The organism is Paenibacillus sp. J31P316, from assembly GCF_056269105.1.
Window position 1 is genome coordinate 105,298 of sequence record NZ_JBWDNI010000019.1, and the last position, 16,155, is coordinate 121,452.

9 protein-coding genes and 1 other RNA gene are annotated in these 16,155 nt (G+C 55.4%); 2 read left to right on the forward strand and 8 right to left on the reverse strand.

The features are described 5' to 3' along the window. Nucleotides 1-24: 24 nt before the first annotated feature. Nucleotides 25-1,101, reverse strand: a complete 1,077-nt coding sequence (locus AC0YNU_RS29365) for a S1C family serine protease (RefSeq protein WP_475762981.1) — start codon at nt 1,099-1,101, stop codon at nt 25-27. Nucleotides 1,102-1,268: 167 nt separating this feature from the next. Next, a complete protein-coding gene (locus AC0YNU_RS29370; protein WP_475762983.1) occupies nt 1,269-1,847 on the reverse strand; it encodes a TetR/AcrR family transcriptional regulator in 579 nt (192 codons plus the stop codon). Between the two features lie 264 nt (nt 1,848-2,111). On the opposite strand from AC0YNU_RS29370, the gene AC0YNU_RS29375 reads away from it, so the two are divergent. After that, the gene (locus tag AC0YNU_RS29375) at nt 2,112-2,924 is read left to right on the forward strand and encodes an SDR family NAD(P)-dependent oxidoreductase (RefSeq protein WP_475762985.1); all 813 of its coding nucleotides are present in this window, start codon (nt 2,112-2,114) and stop codon (nt 2,922-2,924) included. A gap of 159 nt (nt 2,925-3,083) precedes the next feature. Here AC0YNU_RS29375 and AC0YNU_RS29380 read toward each other — a convergent pair whose 3' ends face one another. The 6 genes from AC0YNU_RS29380 to AC0YNU_RS29405 all read right to left on the reverse strand — a co-directional run bounded on the left by AC0YNU_RS29380 (nt 3,084) and on the right by AC0YNU_RS29405 (nt 14,610). After that, nucleotides 3,084-8,381: an S-layer homology domain-containing protein gene (locus AC0YNU_RS29380; protein WP_475762987.1), complete on the reverse strand. Its 5,298-nt coding sequence runs from the start codon at nt 8,379-8,381 to the stop codon at nt 3,084-3,086. Between the two features lie 308 nt (nt 8,382-8,689). Continuing rightward, nucleotides 8,690-9,054: a transfer-messenger RNA gene (gene ssrA / locus AC0YNU_RS29385) on the reverse strand. 247 nt (nt 9,055-9,301) lie between these two features. Continuing rightward, nucleotides 9,302-9,781 (reverse strand): SsrA-binding protein SmpB, encoded by a 480-nt coding sequence (gene smpB, locus AC0YNU_RS29390; RefSeq protein WP_475762989.1) that lies wholly within the window; start codon nt 9,779-9,781, stop codon nt 9,302-9,304. A 152-nt stretch (nt 9,782-9,933) separates the two neighbouring features. After that, complete coding sequence (gene rnr / locus AC0YNU_RS29395) at nt 9,934-13,104, reverse strand: ribonuclease R (protein WP_475762991.1); 3,171 nt, start codon at nt 13,102-13,104, stop codon at nt 9,934-9,936. 221 nt (nt 13,105-13,325) lie between these two features. Further along, on the reverse strand, nt 13,326-13,562 hold the full coding sequence (secG, locus tag AC0YNU_RS29400; RefSeq protein WP_161705350.1) for a preprotein translocase subunit SecG: 237 nt from the start codon (nt 13,560-13,562) through the stop codon (nt 13,326-13,328). Nucleotides 13,563-13,674: 112 nt separating this feature from the next. Then, a complete protein-coding gene (locus AC0YNU_RS29405) occupies nt 13,675-14,610 on the reverse strand; it encodes a phytanoyl-CoA dioxygenase family protein (RefSeq protein WP_475762994.1) in 936 nt (311 codons plus the stop codon). Between the two features lie 269 nt (nt 14,611-14,879). Between AC0YNU_RS29405 and AC0YNU_RS29410 the strand changes: the two genes are divergently transcribed. Further along, nucleotides 14,880-15,839, forward strand: a complete 960-nt coding sequence (locus tag AC0YNU_RS29410) for an AraC family transcriptional regulator (RefSeq protein ID WP_475762996.1) — start codon at nt 14,880-14,882, stop codon at nt 15,837-15,839. Nucleotides 15,840-16,155 lie beyond the last annotated feature (316 nt).

Below are 16,155 nucleotides of genomic sequence, written 5' to 3' on the forward strand. Positions count from 1 at the left end.
GACTGCTTATGGCATCGATTTAAGTTAGAAGGAGCTGCCCGCCGTCCCCGCCATCATCTCCTTCACGGCATCCTGAATGACACTGGAGGGAATGGCGAATCCGATGCCCTGCGCTTCGGCGTTGACCGCGGTGTTCACGCCGATCACTTCGCCTTTCGCGTTCAACAGCGGTCCGCCCGAATTGCCGGGGTTGATCGAAGCGTCGGTTTGGAGAAGATGTTCGTATTGATGCGGGGAACCGTCTTCCTCCGCGACCGTAATCGGACGTTCCTTCGCGCTAAGAACGCCTGTCGTCATCGTGTGATCCAAGCCGTACGGATTGCCGATCGCGATGACCCAGTCGCCAATATTCGCTTGATTCGAATCGCCGAAGCTCAGCGTCGGAAAAGCTTTGCCGTCCGGCGTCTCCACCTTGATTACCGCCAAGTCCAGCTTCTCGTTCTCGTTGATGACTTTGGCCGTTAACGGCTCGTCGTAACCGGGCACCGTGACCTTAAGCTCCGAGGCATCGGCAACGACATGCTGGTTGGTCAGGATATAACCGTCTTTATTGAAAAAGAATCCGGACCCCGTCCCCATCAGCACCGGCTCTTGGTTGTTTTGCAGCGACTGCTGCCGATTGCCCGACCGGTCTTCGCCGCCGAAGAGGTTGCCTCTCGGCTGGTTGTTCTCGACCCCGTAATTCCCGATCTCCACGACCGCGGGGTTCGCTTGATTGAATACCGCGGCGAAATCCTCCGTGGAGGCTTGGAGAGAAGCTGTCGTTAATCCGGCATCGCCCGAATGAGAGTTACCGTTCGAAGCGGCCGACTGGGCGACGCCGGATGTCCCTCCCGTGAACAAATCCATTCGATCGGACATGTAAGTCAGCCCGCCGATCGTTAACGCGCCGGCAAGAAATGCGGCCAGCAGCGTTTGAGACGTCGTTCGTCTGCGTCGATTCCCGCCGCCTCCCGAAGCGCTTCTCCCCTCGTTTGCCGCGATTGCTTGTTCATACGCCGTCTGCAGGTCGGCCGCCTTCTTCGGGGAATCATATCGGTAGGTTGTCAGACCTTCGCTCGCGTTATCGCGTTCATGGTTCATATCCATAGGTTCATTCATTCGAATCATCCTCCTGATTGCTCTTGATGACTCTATTATGCGCGCCGATCCTAAAAGGAAGCTTAAATCTAGCTAAAAGGTCGCTTAGAATCTATCGAAAGCTTCAGGAAAATAGAACCAAATGGATGGTTGGGCAGGGGATTCAGGTTTCCCAGTACGGATATGACCTACAATCTCAACTCCGTATTTACGAACCTCTCGAGCCGGTCCAGTATCTTGTCCGTGGATCCGGGATAGAGCTTGCGCATCAAGATGGAGCCTTCGATCATCGAAAACAACATGATGGCCGATTCGCGGGGATCGACCTCCTGACGTATCTCGCGATTCTTGATGCCGGACGAGATCAGCCCTTCCGTGAAAACCACGATCTGTTCCATCGCTTGCCGCGCCTGTCCGAAGAGAGGCTCGGAGACCGAATCGGCTTCGATGGTCAAGTTTGCGATCGGGCAGCCGCCAGGATAATCGACCTTGAAGAAGGCCTGGGTGTAAGCAAGCAGCCGATCTATCGCATTCGGAGGAGCGGCCTCGACCTCCCTGAGCAGATAAGCGTTAAGCGCCTCGCAGTTATAGTTAAAGGATGCCAGGGAAAGCTCTTCCTTATCCCTGAAGTGATTGTACAGACCGCCTTTTTGAAGACCGGTCTCTTCCGTGATTTCGGAAAGCGTCGTGGACAGATAGCCGCGCCGGTTCAGCAGCAGGGCCGATTTCTCGATGACATGCTGTTTGGTTCTCTCGCCTTTGCGCACGCTCGACCCCTCCTCTCGAATAAAATGCTTTTCACCATTGTAGAAGCCCCGCTTTCAATAGTCAATGCGTTAAAGACAGATCGGTCTTATTTGTCCGTAGGTTTGCGAGATCAGGCTTCGACGCTGATGAGAGCGCCGCTGCAGGCTTGCCCTCTGCGTGAGAAGAACGAGGCGAGTGGGAATTGACAGGGCGAACGATCGCTGACATAATAAATACGAACGGTCTGTCTTTTATTTTGAAATGAGAAAAAGGAGCGTGCAGCAATGAGCAAAGTATGGTTTATTACAGGAACATCCTCGGGATTCGGACGCAAGTTCGTGGAACAATTAATTCCGACTGGCGATAAAATCGTCGCGACTGCACGAAAACTTAGCGATATAGCCGATCTGAAGGAGTTATCGCCGGACAATGTCCATATCGAGACAGTGGACGTCACCGACAAGGGTCAAATTCAAGCGGCCGTCCAAGGAGCCGTCGCCCGCTTCGGCAGAATCGACATCGTCGTTAACAATGCCGGCTACGGCCTGTTCGGCATGCTGGAGGAATATACGGACGCGCAGATTCGAAACCAGTTCGACGTCAACGTGTTCGGTATGCTGGACGTGATCCGCGAGACGCTGCCTGTCTTCAAGAAGCAGGGATCGGGCCATTACGTGAACATTTCGTCGATCTTCGGCGTCACTGCGATGCCGGTCTTCAGCCTCTATTCCGCTTCCAAATTCGCTGTCGAAGGCTTCTCCGAAGCGATGGCCGCCGAGCTCCAACCGTTCGGCATACGGACGACGATTGTCGAGCCCGGCGTGTTCATGACAGAGTTCATGGGTCAATCGCGGAAAGTGTCCGAGCCGCTCCCGGAATACGCCCCGGTCTACGAGGCATTCGACAAAGGCTACGAAGCCGTGCACAAGGGCGATCAAAGCAAAGCGGTGACCTCCATCATCGCGATGATCAACAGCGAGAATCCGCCGCTGCATTTCCCTGTCGGCGGCTTCGCTTCCGCCGGAATTCGCGACGCGCTGGGCAAGCGCATCGTTGAAGCGGATCAGTGGGAACAGACGTCGCGCCTCGCGGATTGATAACGTCGTCCGTGCTGGTTAGCTTGCCCTTTTTTGCGATTAAGCTTCATGCTTTCCGCTTTATAAAAGCCAAAAACGATCGCTCCCCGGCATTCAACATGCCGGAAAGCGATCGTTTTGTTTCATCGTCGCATGAACTCGCAACGACTTTTATTGATTTTACTTTTCCATGGCTTTGAGCAATGTCGCCAGCATTTTAGCCGCTTCGCCTCTGGTTGCGCTCTTCGCGGGCGCAAACTGATTATTGGGAAGGCCGCTTATGATCTCGGCTTGCTGCGCTTTTTTCACGGCTTCGCGCGCGTAGGCGGAGATGTTGGCTTCGTCCTTGAAATGAACCGGCTGGGCGCTGTCCTCCAAATCGTATCCGAGCAGGTCGGACAGTCTTACGAGGATCACCGCCATTTGTTCCCTTGAAATGTTCTCGTTGGGAGCAAACGCATTCGGTTTAACCCCAAGCACGATGTTGTTCTTCTTCGCCCATTCCACGTAAGGCGAGTACCAGTCGCCCGGCTTGACGTCCGCGAACGAGCTGCTCGTGAACGCGGACACGTCCGCTCCTGCGGCTCCGGCGATCAACTTGACGAATTCGCCGCGGGTGACCGCGTTGTTCGGCAAGAACTGGCTGTCGTTCACGCCGCCGATAATGTCCTTACCCGCGAGATAATAGATGTCCGCTTTCGCCCAGTGAGCGTCGGCGTCTTTGAAGTCCAAGATCTTTTGCGTCGTTAGCATGTACTCGGCCGACGACGAGGAAGCGAAAGGAATCGCTGCGTTTCCGTTTTCGTCCACGGTAACCTCGGATACGAGTACAGGGGCTTGATCGGCGGAGTTAACCGAGTAGAAGAACAGCTTTTTGCCAGCTTGTTCTTTGCTCGTCGGGATTTCTAGCGTCATCTTCCCGGGAAGAGCTCCGTTTTGGTTGAGAGACAAGCCCACGACGACTTTCTTTTTATTGACTTGAACAGGGGTCGGAACTTTCCCGACTGGAGCTTGATTGGTGATGGTAACGCCCAGGTCTGCATTAGCGTTAGTATTCGTGATATCCGCGCCATTGACTTTCCATTTGTAGCCGTTGCCCGCGAATGTCATCGTCGCGCTCTTGTCTTTCGCGAGTTCCGCGAAGACGTCGGATTTCACGACGCTGTCCTTGGTGAGATCGACGTCCGATTGAGCCGGCGGAGCGATTACGATCGGACCGGAAGGCGCACTCGGCTGCGCAATGATTTTCGCGATGGCCGTCGCCTTCAATCCGCTGAACGCAACCGTAATTTCTTCATTGCCCTCGGCATCCGCGAGGATAACTCCGTCTTGCTGCAGGTGAGCCTTTCCGTTCTTGAAGCTGAAGGCAACATCCTTCGCGTCTAGGGCGTACACCGCGCCGTAGGCATTGGTCGCTTTAATCGTCGGGATGAACGTATCCCCGACTTCGGTTTCCGCAGGAACGGACAATTCGAGCTTGACCGGCTTGACGTCCGCCGGCTTCACCGTCTCGACCGAAATCGAACTGCTCTTTCCTCCGGATGTTGCCGTAATGATCGCCGTACCGGAAGACTTTGAAGTGACAACGCCGTTTTCATCCACCGAAGCTACGTCCTCGTTGCTGGACTCCCAGTCAATGCCGACTAATTTGCGGTTATTGATTTGAGTCAAGTAATTGGCAGGATACTCCCTGAAGTCCCCGAACACATCCATTTGGACCTTGGATCCGATTACGGTGTTCATTTTGCCCGAGATAATCGCGTCGTTATGAATGTAAATCTTCGTCAAGAGCGGGTCGAAGGTATACTTCATCTTGCCGCCCGCAACCGTCATCTTGCCGGTGCCGAGCAAATCGCCATCGCTATGCGGGAGGTACGTCTTGTCGGCACCGTTACCCGTGATGATGTATTTGACTCCGCCGACTTCCCAATTTTGAAGCGAATGCAGATGTCCGAAAATGCTGTAGATGTCCGTGTCCGGATGCTGGAGCTTATAATCGCTCAGAATGGACTCGTATTTCGCGGCGTCGTTCGGGTCCATTTCATGCTTGGTACCGAATGCGTCGCGCGTAATTACATGGTCGAGAACGATAATGTTTTTCTTCGTATTCTTCTTCAACACTTCTTCCAACCAATGGAACTGCGTGGAATCCGACAAGGTGATGCTTTGGATGTAGGCCGAGTTCAACATGATGATTAGCGTATCCCCATAGTCGAAATGCATCGTCGGAGAACCGAATTTCTTGTAGTAGATATCCAAGGTGTTCTGGAACGATTCGTGATTGCCCGCCAATACGAAGAACGGTTTGGACCCCGCGTCCCCGAAATACTTGTTGACGAAATTCGAAGCGTCGTCGTACTGTTGCTGCGATCCGTCATCGACGATATCGCCCATGTGCATCACTAACGAAGAATCATCCGCTGCAACCTTAGCGAACAATTTATCGGTAAACGCGTTGCCTTGCGTATCCGGAATAAGCGAGATTTTGAAGTTGTCTCCATCCTGCGGCTGCGGGATCGAGGCCAGAGACAATTGATCCTTGTAAGTCGGCATGGCGTTCCCGGCTTTATCCCGAGCGTTGATCCTTAAGGTATACGCGCCGTTCGCCAAGCCGCTTGTCGGTTCGGCATATCCCCAACCCGTGACGGCGTCATAATACACAGGCAATTCAGTATCATTCATCCGAACGGAAATGCTCGCCGGATCCACTTGCGATTTGCTGTCCAACAGCTTGAACGTGACTCTCGGCGTCGGAATTTTCACTTGGACGTCCTTCGTAGGCGTTACGTCCGTCATCGTCGGCGCTTCCTCGTCCGGAGTCAAGTCCACATGGTACGTTTTGTCGATAAATGGAATGGACTCGTTGGGGGTGGATGCTTTATCGTAGGCGTCTACGAATACCTTGTAATCCCCATTCTTTAAATTATCCAGCTTGAAGCTGAGGCGACCCGTGACTTTATCGTACGTGTAATCCTTATAATCCACGTCGTTGATTTTCACCGTTATCTTGTTCTCGTCGACCCCGGAGAGACTATCGGTAATCGTAGTCGAGAAATCAAGGGTATCGGTGAACAAACCATCCGATGATGGGCTTGTCTCGGTAAACTCCGGACCGCTAGTATCCGTAACCTCGTCCGTATAGATGAATTTCATATCGTCGAAATAGACCGTGCCGGAATAGGCCGGCTTTGCTTTTGTCGTCTCCACCATATAGATATAGTTAAGACGAATCGGCAGCTGCCAGCCCTCAGGGATAGGCACTTCTAGATACTTCCACCCAACCCAGTTGATATCGTCCGTCTCCGTGGTCAGGTCGAGCGTCTTGTTCGCGGGAGTGCCATCTCTAAAAATCGCCCTCAGCCAAGGCGCTTTTCCGTCCCCGTATACCCAAATGCCGAACTTCTTCGGGTAGACGTCGGTCTTATAAGTCGCATCCATTTGTGCCACGCTGGACCAATGCGGAAACAAGTTCATTGTTGCGTTCTTGCTTCTATCCGTCCATTTGGATGTGTCATAGCTCATTTTGAAGCTCTGGTTGCCCGAGTGTTTGACCGTCGTGGATAGGCTCAAGAAAGGGCTCGTTCCTGCGCTTCCCGCGTATTGATCTACATTCCCGTAAGCGTAGCCCCCTAGATGGTAACCTTCAATCGGGTACGTCTCGAAATTGTCGATGACCTGCTCTTTGATTCCGACCGTCACTAACGTCGTTAACGTCTTACCCGCAACCGTTACCGTAAGCGTTGCCGTTCCGTTACTAGCGTTGGCAGTGACCAAACCGCTCTCGTTCACCGTACCGATACTGCCGGTAAGACTCCACTTTGCCACGGATGGGTCGATATAAACCTGCCCCCCGGTTGCATCGGTAGCGACAAGTCCGAACTGCTTTGTCGCGTTATTGCTCATCACCACGTTAGTGCTCGTCAGAGCAAGAGTAGCCACGGTATCCACGACCGATACATTTGCAATGCCTTTTACGCCGTCGACCGTCGCGGTTACTTCTCCTGCGCCGGTTGCGATATCCGCGATATAATGGCCGTTCGGATCGATGCTGCCAACGGTCGATGCCCACGTCGCGGGACCGTTGCCGCTGGAGATCGGATTGCCGAACTCATCCGCCAACCGATAGGAGAAATCGTATTTCGAACCGGTGAGGAGCTTCACGTTCTTATCGACGACCACGTTGCCGACCGTCGTGCCTTTCGTCGCCGTGCTGACGAATAACAAGGAGCTAGAAACAAGTCTGGATCCATTGACATCGCCTGGATGGCTTATAGTTACCGGACGATCGCTGCCGGCTTGGCGTACGATCATCTCCGTTGAACCGCCGCCGTCCAAATTAAGCGCATTGACGGCTCCCGCTTCTAATAAATATTTACCGAGATCAGGAAGACCTGTTCCAACGCTCCCCGTATAATTAGTGCTTGGCTTGTCTACGGTTACTACGATAAGGTCTCCGTCTGCCTTCATGCCTATTGCCGTACGCGCGTTAGCGACCGGATCGCCGGTCGTCACCACTGCGCCGTTACGTACGAGCCAAGCGTTAGAGGTGATCGACGTCACGATATCGTTGTTCAGGATATCTTTGTTGTCGGCGTGATTACCCGCATATAAATTGTAAGTAAAACTCACCTCGGCGCCGGTCTGCAACGCCTGAACGATCGGTTTCGAAGTCCCTACGCCTTCCAGAACGACGCAGTCATCGGGAATATCGAAGCCTTCCGTTGACGTTACGTTAACGACGGTACCCGTATATGTCTGCCCCAGATGAACGCCGGCGAAATTATTGCCCACGCGGATCAACGCGAATACCGAATTGCCTTTGTCCACCGCGTAGTTATGCGTCATTTTACGCGTTTTCGTCACTTCGCTCGTATGGATGACCAGAGCGTCCTTGACGGCCTGGTTTCGATTAAGCAGATTCACGTCGTACTTGGTTCCCGCTAGCGAGATTTCACCTTCCGCATGAACTTCTTTAATGCCGGGTTTATTTGCCTTGTCGATATAAAAACTGATGCGATCGTTATCGTCCGGCATCTGGCTGACGATCAATTCGCCGTCCTTCATCATCAACCCCAGCGGATTCCCGGAGGCTGGATCGATATCGTAAAAGTCGCCGTCGACTCCGGCAATGACTTGATTGCCTTTCAAAATTTCGCGGTTCGCCTGATCGCCGATCGTTTCCACGGCGCTGATGGTATCATACGCTTTGGCCGTAATGATCTTCGTGTTGGAATCGTCCGGATCAATATCCAGACGGTTAACGACGACGCGATTATCCGCTTTATAGTAGTTATTGTATTCCTTTGAGGTAAATTTGACGCCGGATGAAATTTGCTCGCTTTTCAGGACGTTTGCTTCGCCGAGCGTCGGATCATCGGCTGCATTGGCCGTCAAAGCGCCAACGCTGGATAGATTCAGCACCGTCGCGAGCGTCAGCAGCATCGCCGGCAATTTTTTGCTTCTTATCAACCTTCTCATGATGTCTCTCCTTTTATTTCGACTAAATGATTGCTTGCCGCAATCACTCTTAAACCAACCCCTATTTTATCTATGGAATATTAAGTAGACTCGAGAGTAGATCATGCGTTGTGTTAAAAATTTCATATTTTATTGTAAATGACGAAATATTATTTCATGAAAATAGCAAACGCGGACATAAAAAAAATCCACATTCGCTATTCTAGGTTCAATAGCAAAATGCAGATTTATGAGATGGTTATAGTTGAAATTATCGCGCTTGCAACGGCAACGAAAAAAGGACACCGCTGAGGTGTCCTTCATCAAGTTGGTGGAGGCGAGGGGATTTGAACCCCTGTCCGAAGACAACGCCACATAGGCTTCTACGGGTGTAGTCACAGTTTTGATGTCACCCTAGCAGCGCCCCGTAACCGGCTATGCGTTGGGTCAGCCTGATTGTCTTCTTCCGTCGACCCCAGGCGGAGACCGAACGGCGTATCCCACTATTTGTTAGCCCCTAGTCTAGTCACATGGGCGATGCTAGGTAGGAGCACGCTAACAGGTTATTAAGCTGCTAAAGCGTAGGATTGTTGTTGTTTGCCGTTTAATAGGCTTTAGCGTTGATGAAGCAGACGACTCCCTGCTACCCGCAACCCATGCTCGAACTATCCCCGTCGAATCCATAAACGCCCCCAATGTCGCATAAACGGCGACTTGCCCTCCGTTTAGCAGGTGAAGCGCTCCGACGATCGATGCACCGCATGAATGAGCCGGCCATCTTCATTTGAGCATGTAAAACGCGATCGTAAATGCTGCTTGCGTAACTAAGGCTTACTTTTCTTGCTCACTTAGTATACCACAGGTCGGACATGCATGAGCAAATGTCTTGCTGGAAGCGTTGGCGACGTTCTCCACGTCTTCCGATTAAGGCTTACTTGGTATTACCGTGCGACCTTCTGCTTCTCGCGAAGCGCACGTTGAATGTCGCGCTGCGCATCCTTCTTCGCCGCCGACTCGCGCTTGTCGTACTGCTTCTTGCCTTTACCCAGGCCAATCAGCAATTTCGCGTAGCCGTTCTTGATATAAATCTTGAGCGGCACGATCGAATAGCCGTCTTGCTTGGAGAGGCCGAGCAGCTTGTGGATCTGCGTTTTGTGCATGAGCAGCTTACGGGCCCTTGTCGGGTCTCCCGGATTGCTTCGGTTCCCTTGTTCGAAATAACTGATATGCATATTGTGGATGAAAATCTCGCCGTTTCGGATTGTGGCAAACGCATCGCTGATGTTCGCCTTGCCCATACGCACCGACTTGATCTCGCTCCCCATCAGCACCATGCCCGCTTCGAAGGTATCCTCGATGAAATAGTCATGGGAAGCCTTCTTGTTCTGGGCCAGTTGCTTACCGTCACTCTTCTTCGCCACGCCATTCACCTCACCTTGGTTCGATTAAAGCCTGTCCGGTTCAAAATTCATCGCCATTAGTAAAAAATGGACTTCCAACCGCAGCTAGAAGTCCATTGTATCAACTTTGCGAACCGAAATCAACAAATGGAAAAGCTTCCGAAACCCGCGTCCTACTTGCGTTTCTTTCGGACGAAGGCAGCCGTTGCATTGCCGCCTTCGGATTTCTTCTTGGCCGGCTGCGCGCTGCCTTGGCCTCCGCCGGCTGCCGGTGCAGCTTGAAGCTGCTGGCCTCCCGCGTTGCTACCAGCGTTACCGCCGCCGGATTTCTTGCGGCGGGAGCCCGTGCCGCTTGCCTGGCCGCCGCGCGGAGCCGAAGCGCCATTCGCTGGCGCCGCAGTACCGCCGCTCGGCGCCGAGCCGGCAGGGCGTCGTCCTGCTCCGCCCGATCGGCCGCCGCCTGTCTGTCTGCCGCCACCGCCGCTGCGGTCTCCGCCTGACCTGCCTCTGCGCGAGCCGTCTCCACGGCCGCCGCGCGAACGGTAGCCATCATCCGGGTCTTCGCCGTAGTCCTTGAGCGAGCCGGCATTCCGAACCGGCAGTCCCCACATATCGGTGCGAACCGCTTTGCGCCGTTCGCCGCCGCTTCCTTGGGACTCGCCTGCGCTTCCGGCTGTCTCTCCGCCGCTGCTCTCCGTGCCTAGAAGACGATTCAGATTGAAGTCGTCTTCCGGCTTCCAAGCGCGCTGTTCGCCGCGTGCGCGCGGCGCCTGCGCTTGCTGCTGCTCTGCGCCGCCGGCCGGCTTCACCGGCTGGCTGCCGCCGCGCTCGTCGCGCTTGCCGCGTCTGCGGCCTCCGCGACGCTCAGCCGCTCCCGTAGCAGCGCCAGCCGCCGCTGCGCCTGCGCCGGCCTCGCCGCTGCGCTGCCCGCGGCCCCGCGGGCCAACGCCCGCGGCCGCCGACGCGCCGCGCGCGTCGCTCCGCTGCGCGGAGCCGCCATCGCGGCCGGCTCCGCCCCGGCCGCCGCGGCCCTCGCCGCGCGCACCGCCTGCTCGCGGCTCGCGCACCGCGCTCCGCTGCGCGGAGCCGCTGTCGCGTCCGGCTCCGCCTCGGCCGCCACGGCCGCCGCGCGAGGACCCGCGCTCGCGGCCGCCAAACCCGAGCTCGCGGGCAAGGTCGCCGTTGCCCGCGCCCTGCGCCAAGTTCTCGAGCATCGTGAAATCGATCGTATGCTCATCCATATTGACCCGCTCCACGCGGATGCGAACCTCATCGCCGATGCGGAACGTCTTCGACGTCCGCTCTCCGATGAGCAGCATATGCTGCTCGTGGAAATGGTAGTAATCATCCGAGAGCTCGCTCAGACGAATGAGCCCCTCGACCGTATTCGGCAGCTCGACGAAAATGCCGAAGCTCGTCACGCTGCTGACGATGCCTTCGAATTCCTCGCCCACCTTGTCCAGCATGTACTCGCATTTCTTGAGCTTTTCCGTGTCCCGCTCGGCATCGACCGCGACGCGTTCGCGTTCGGACGACTGCTGCGCAATGTCCGGCATCCGCGCCGCAAGCGCCTCTTGGCGCGCATCCGGCAAGGTGCCGCCGCTTTCGAGCACCTCCCGCATGACGCGGTGGATGACCAAATCCGGATAACGCCGGATCGGGGACGTGAAGTGCGTATAGAATTCCGCCGCAAGACCGAAATGGCCCAGACTCTCGGCATCGTACTTCGCCTGTTTCATGGAGCGCAGCATCACCGTCGAGATGACCGTCTGCTCCTTGGAGCCGCGAATATCTTCCAGCAACGTTTGCAGCGCCTTCGGATGAATCACGCTGCCGCCCTTGCCCTTGATCGTATACCCGAAATTCGCCGCGAACTGCACGAAATTCAGCAGCTTTTCCTGATCGGGATTATCATGCGTCCGATAGACGAACGGTACCTTCAGCCAGTAGAAATGCTCCGCGACCGTTTCGTTCGCCGCCAGCATGAACTCTTCGATGATCGACTCCGCGATCGAACGCTCGCGTTTGACGATATCGACCGCTTTGCCCTCTTCATCGACGATGACCTTCGCTTCCACGAAGTCGAAATCGATCGCGCCGCGCTTCATGCGCATGTTCCGCAGCCGCATCGCCAGTTCTTCCATCAGCTTGAACGTGTCGACCAATTCCGCATAACGTTCCGTGACTTCCTCGTCTTCGCCCTGCAAAATCTTCCGCACGTTCGTGTACGTCATCCGTTCTTTCGTCCGAATCACGCTCGTGAACACGTCATGGCGAACCCGCTTCAGCGTCTCGGCGTCAAATTCCATCTCGCACGACAACGTCAGGCGATCCACCTTCGGATTCAGCGAGCAGATGCCGTTCGACAGCCGGTGAGGCAGCATCGGAATGACGCGATCCACGAGATAAACGCTGCAGCCGCGGCGGTACGCCTCTTGATCCAGCGCAGAGTTCTCAGGAACATAATATCCGACGTCAGCGATATGAACGCCCAAGACGTAGTTGCCGTTCTCCAGCCGCTCGATATTGACCGCGTCGTCAAGATCCTTCGCGTCTTCGCCATCGATCGTCACGATGATTTTATCGCGGAGATCGCGGCGTCCCTGACGCACGATTTCATCCTCCGTGATGGAATCCGGCGCCGCTTCCGCTTCTGCCGTGACGTCCACGGGGAAGCTCTCCGGCAGCTGATGCTTGCGAATAATGGACAAGATATCGATGCCCGGATCGTCCTTATGGCCCAGAACCTCGATGATCTCGCCTTCCGCAGCCGCACGGCCCTCGGGATACGATACGATGCGCGCCACGACCTTCTGTCCGGTCACCGCGCCATGGAACTGTCCCTGCGGGATGAAAATATCCCGGTTGATCCGTTTGTCGTCCGGCAGCACGAATCCGTATACTTCATGATTCTGGAACGTGCCGACGATCTGCGTCACCGCGCGTTCCACGATGCGCACGACCTCGCCTTCCATGCGGCCGCCGGCCGCGCTGCGCGACGTGATCCGAACGAGCACGATGTCGCCGTTCATGGCGCTTTTCAGGTCGTTCGCGCCGATATAGACGTCCCCATGGCCTTTGTCCTCAGGCAGGAGAAACGCAAAGCCTTTCGCGTGCGCCTGAATTCGTCCGCGCACCAAATTCATCCGTTCGGGAAGACCGTAGCGATCGCTGTCGTTGCGTACGATTTTCCCCTCGTTTTCGAGCTCGTTCAGCAGAATCAGGAACGTCCGGAACGATTCCGCGCTGCCCGTGCCGCCGAGCTCTTTATCCAGCTCCTGGTAGGTCATCGGCTTGTACGCCTGCTCGCGCATATAATCAAGGAGCTGCTGCTCTGTTACCATTCTTTCTCACCTCATAATACCGCGATGCCGTCCATCCACAATTGCAGCAGTCGGTTGATAGATTTATCATATACCATATAGTATACACGAAAGCAGAGAACACCATCCGCGGCCGCCCGCTAATTTGATAAAATTCCCTTGCGTCATTACCCTGTAAACATCTTCCACAAACAAATGGCAACAAAAAAAGCGGGCCGAGAAGCCCGCTTTCGCTCTTATCATTAAACTTTTACGAGATAAGCAACAACAAGCGCCAAAATAAAGAAGCCTGCTGCGACCGCAACCGTCAGACGCTGCAGAAACAGGTCCAGGCCGCGTGCTTTCGTTTTCCCGAACAGATGCTCGGCACCGCCGGAAATTGCACCAGAGAGACCTGCGCTCTTCCCTTTTTGAAGGAGAACTACGCAAATTAGAGCAAGTGCAAAGATAACTAGCAAAATTTTAAACGTAATATCCATCGTTCCACCTCCTGCACAAGGAGCAAATTTTCTTTGCCGCTGCCTTGTCATAGAGGGGACAAGACCTAGAAACAGCATTATCATTGTACCACAGGGGGAAAATGAATTCAAGCTAGCAGATTTTGTCCTTTTGCCAGCGAATCGACTCGTCGAACGGCAGGAACTGGAATGCCTCCTGCTTCCAATAGTACATCAATTCCTCTCTCGTCCAACCCTCGTAAAGCTCCTCCCAATCGAACGGCCCATGCGGAAGAAGCGATGCGTTCTCGATCGGCTGACTGACCGGCTGATACCGCAAATCCAGGGAGAGACGCACGCGCCCGGGCTGGAGGTTCGGCAGTGCTTTGTGCACGGTATGACTATGGAAAATAACGATGTCGCCGGCTTCATAATCGCCTTCCGCCCATTCGAACCCGAGGTTGCAGAGAATCGTCTCCAGTCCGCCCGCTCCTTCGGCAGCCGTCACGCCGAGCAAGCCGGCATTGTTGCTGCCTTCGAGAATCGATAACCCGCCCAGAGAACGCGGCACGTCGCCCATCGGCGCCCAGCAGGTCCACGTCTCGTTGGCGCCTTGGATGTGGAGGAAATCCTGATGCGGCGGCGTCACCTTCAACGAATCGCTTGGCAGCATGATGCGCGCGATGTTGCGCGGGTGCACGAAGGCCCGTTCGCCGAACAAGGTACCGAACATAGCGAGCATTTTGGGATGATGCGCGAACGCGTGAAACGCCTCCAGCTTCTGCACTTTATGATAGACCTGCTGCGTCGTGCCGATGCCGTTCCAATTGATCTCTTCCGGCTTCAGCCGTTCTATGAGAGGCAGATTGCCGATGCCGTCCATGATCGGCTGCGACGGGTCCAACAGTCCTTCCTGTTCAAGCACGCCGAGCAGCATTTGCCGCATCTCCATGATCTCTTCCCGCGTAAAGAACTGCTTGAAAAACAGATACCCTTTCTCCTTGGCGGCCTTCCGCAGCTCCTCTGGCTGCGACAACAGCGGCGTCGCGTCCTCGAACCGTTTCGTTGCCGGTTTGATTGCTGGATCCATGCCGATCTCCGTCCTCTCCATGATGGTCGTACATGACGTTAACCATGCGTGCCATGAAGCAAAATGACTCACCCGATTAACCATTGCCGACCTTATGCGCTCATTGTATGCTTATAGGAAGGTGAAGTATTTGCAGAGACTCGATGATTTTTTAACTCTGGCCGACTTTTTGCAAACGCATTTACGAATCCGTATTCGTCGATGTTGTCAGGTGCTTGAATCGAGTAAAACGCGAGGCTCCTCGAGCCCTGGAACGGAGGAGTGATGAAATGAACGAGCACATCGAAAACACCGGTTTTGATGGTTATGACCAACCCGCCGCACCACCACCACCGTTCACGGTCTCGTGGGAAGAGCTTCAGCCTGTCGTCTGGTATGCCAACCGCATGCAGTGCCCGCCTGGCTTTAGCTTCGGGCCGCGGGTAATCGACGAGCATCAGTTTATTTTCGTGGCGGACGGGTGCGGGACGGCTTGGATTCAAGGGGAGCGGTACGATGCGGTGCCTGGCAGCCTCTTTTATTACGGACCGGATACGGTGCATCAGTTCATCGCGGATCCTGAGAAGCCGTTCCTGCTCTATGGCCTTCATTTCAGCTTGACGGGGGACTATCAAGAGCCCGGCACCGGCATTTCCGTTCGGGATGTTTCCTATGATCCGGCGAAGGATGATCGGCGGGATAACCGGATTCAGATTGGCAGCTCCGAAAGGGCTGAGGACAGCTTGATGCTGCGGGACTGCGGCCTGTTGGCGGTGGAACGGTTCGAGCCTCGATTCGCCCGTATCGCGGAATGCTACGGCATGGATGACCGCGTGTTCAAAGCCCCCATGCTGCGCGGTTTACTGCTGGAGCTGCTGGCCTCCATGAAGCAGTGGGAGCATCGCGCCGGGCAGAGCCAGCTTGTCTCGCCGCTCATCGGCGGCATTGCCGAGCAGTTGAACGCCCATGCCCGCGAGCGTTACAACCATCGCTGGCTCGGCGAGTGGAGCGCCTATCATCCGGACCATATCGCCCGCCAGTTTCGCGCGCAGCTTGGCGTGACGCCGTACGATTATTTCATGGGCCGAAAGCTTCAGCTGGCCAAAGACCTGCTCGCCCGCTCCGAGCTCCCCCTCCTCGCCATTGCCGATGAATTGGACGCAGGCAGCATCCACAATTTCACCAAATGGTTCAAGCAGCATACCGGGCAGCCTCCGGGGAAGTTTCGGAGTGGGAGCCGTTTCATCTAGCTCCGGTATTGCGATGGGCGCTCCCGTGGTGCTTCGCACCAAAGTCGCTCCCATTCGCAATACCTTCGCAACAGGGTTTTGGGGGCTTGCCCCCTCCTCCCCCCGAGACCCGCTGCGCTTGGTGCCTGGCGCTCCCGGGCTCCGGTATTGCGATGGGCGCTCCCGTGGTGCTCCGCACCAAAGTCGCTCCCATTCGCAATACCTGCGCAACAGGGTTTTGGGGGCTTGCCCCCTCCTCCCCCCGAGACCCGCTGCGCTTGGTGCCTGGCGCTCCCGGGCTCCGGTATTGCGATGGGCGCTCCCGTGGTGCTCCGCA

What these genes read in the sequence shown, in the direction of transcription:
- AC0YNU_RS29405 (WP_475762994.1), bottom strand. Translation starts at nt 14,610, where the DNA reads ATGGATCCAGCAATCAAACCGGCAACGAAACGGTTCGAGGACGCGACG.
- AC0YNU_RS29365 (WP_475762981.1), bottom strand. Translation starts at nt 1,101, where the DNA reads ATGAATGAACCTATGGATATGAACCATGAACGCGATAACGCGAGCGAA.
- secG (WP_161705350.1), bottom strand. Translation starts at nt 13,562, where the DNA reads ATGGATATTACGTTTAAAATTTTGCTAGTTATCTTTGCACTTGCTCTA.
- rnr (WP_475762991.1), bottom strand. Translation starts at nt 13,104, where the DNA reads ATGGTAACAGAGCAGCAGCTCCTTGATTATATGCGCGAGCAGGCGTAC.
- AC0YNU_RS29410 (WP_475762996.1), top strand. Translation starts at nt 14,880, where the DNA reads ATGAACGAGCACATCGAAAACACCGGTTTTGATGGTTATGACCAACCC.
- AC0YNU_RS29380 (WP_475762987.1), bottom strand. Translation starts at nt 8,381, where the DNA reads ATGAGAAGGTTGATAAGAAGCAAAAAATTGCCGGCGATGCTGCTGACG.
- AC0YNU_RS29375 (WP_475762985.1), top strand. Translation starts at nt 2,112, where the DNA reads ATGAGCAAAGTATGGTTTATTACAGGAACATCCTCGGGATTCGGACGC.